A 1,754-nucleotide genomic window follows, 5' to 3' on the forward strand; every position below is an offset into this window, starting at 1 on the left:
CCCCGCGACGCGCGCGATGGAGCATCCGCTGTCGCTGCGCGGCCTCGTCGCCCTCCACCGGCGCGCCTTGACGGACCCCGCCGCGCGCGGGCGTGGCAGGGCGGCGGGACAGCTCGCACTGCTGGCCGACGCCGGGGTCGCGGGCGCGGCGCCGGGGGAGTGGTACGGGATCGCGCCGCTGACTTCGACGGCGCCGCTGCGCGATCTGCACCAGGAGGACGTCCGCGTGTCTCCGTCGCGGCTGCACACCCTCGAGGAATGCGAGCTCAACTGGGTGATCGGCGACCTCGGCGGAGACCCCGGTGGCACCACCGCCGGCCTCGGGACGATCATCCACGCGGCTCTCGAGCATTCCGACGGATCCGACGAGGCGGCGCTGTGGGCCACCGTCGAGGCGCGCTGGGGCGAGCTGACCTTCGAGGCGCCCTGGCGCGAGCGTGCGGAGTTGACCCGGGCACGCGACCTCGTGCGACGGCTGCACCTGTACCTGCGTCGCTTCGAGGCCGCCGGCGGCGCCCTGGTGGAGGCGGAGCCGCACTTCGAAGTGGCGATCCCGCTCGGCGACGACGAGGCCTTCGAGCACGGGGCGATCCTCTCCGGCTACATCGACCGCGTGGAGCTCACGCCCGAGGGAGCGGTCGTGATCCTCGACCTGAAGACGGGCAAGAACGAGCCGCAGAGCGACGCGCGGGTGCTCGACAACCCGCAGCTTTCCGCCTACCAGCTCGCGTTCGAATCCGGGGCGATCTCGGCCGCGGAGGGGCGTGCGTCCGGGGGAGCGAAGCTGCTCGTGCTGCGACCCACCGCGCAGAAGGCCGACTACGCGACGCCGTGGCAGCCGCCGTTCGACGACGAGCGTCGCGCCGCCTTCTTCGAGCGCATCCGCGACGCGGTCGGCGTGATGCGCGGCACGGCGTTCCGCGCACCATACGAGGAGCACTGCCGGGATGAGCACTCGTACGGCCTCTGCCGCATCCACACGGTCGCGGCGGTGAGCGCCTCGTGACCCTGTCCGCCGCGGCGATCGCCGCCGCCCTCGGGCAGTTCCCTCCTACGGTCGAGCAGACCGCGGTCATCGAAGCGCCCCTCGCGCCGGCCCTCGTCGTGGCGGGCGCGGGCAGCGGCAAGACCGAGACGATGGCAGGACGCGTGGTGTGGCTGGTCGCGAACGGGATCGTCCGCCGGGACGAGGTGCTGGGGCTCACCTTCACGCGCAAGGCCGCCGGTGAGCTTGCGGAGCGGATCCAGCGCCGCCTGCACCGTCTCTCCGAGTTCGAGCGGCGCGGCCTGCTCCCGCACCTCCCGGTGCTGCACGCGGAGGGCCGCCTCGACGTGTTCGCCCGCATCGAGCGGGACGGCGACCAGACGCAGCGCCTCGCCGCGCTCGACGCGCTCGCGATGGAGGTCGCCGCAACGCCGCCCGCGGGGGAGGACGACTCTGACCGCCTGCTGCACCGGCCTGCCGTGTCGACCTACAACAGCTTCGCCGATCAGATCGTCCGTGAGCATGCGGTGCGGATCGGGCGGGATGCCGAGGCCGCGGTGCTGTCGGAGTCCGCGGCCTGGCTGCTCATGCGGCGGGTGGTCTTCGCCGCCGACGACCCCCGGCTGGAGACCCGCGGCGAGGCGCTGCGCAGCATCATCGACGCCGCGCTGCGGATCGCCCGCGACGGGGTCGACAACCTGATCGACTTCGATGCGCTGGCCGCGTTCCCCGAACGGTTCGCGGACGTGCTCGACCGGCCGTCGGACAG

Annotated in this window: 2 protein-coding genes; both read left to right on the plus strand. The window is 73.5% G+C overall.

Going from position 1 to position 1,754, the window contains the following annotated elements:
• The coding region (locus AC1DVT_RS20025) for a RecB family exonuclease (RefSeq protein ID WP_477391120.1) at window positions 1-1,006 on the plus strand (1,006 nt) is incomplete at its 5' end.
• The coding region (locus AC1DVT_RS20030; protein WP_477391121.1) for a UvrD-helicase domain-containing protein at window positions 1,003-1,754 on the plus strand (752 nt) is incomplete at its 3' end. The genes AC1DVT_RS20025 and AC1DVT_RS20030, both read left to right, overlap by 4 nt.

Source organism: Microbacterium sp. P2_F9 (assembly GCF_056403635.1).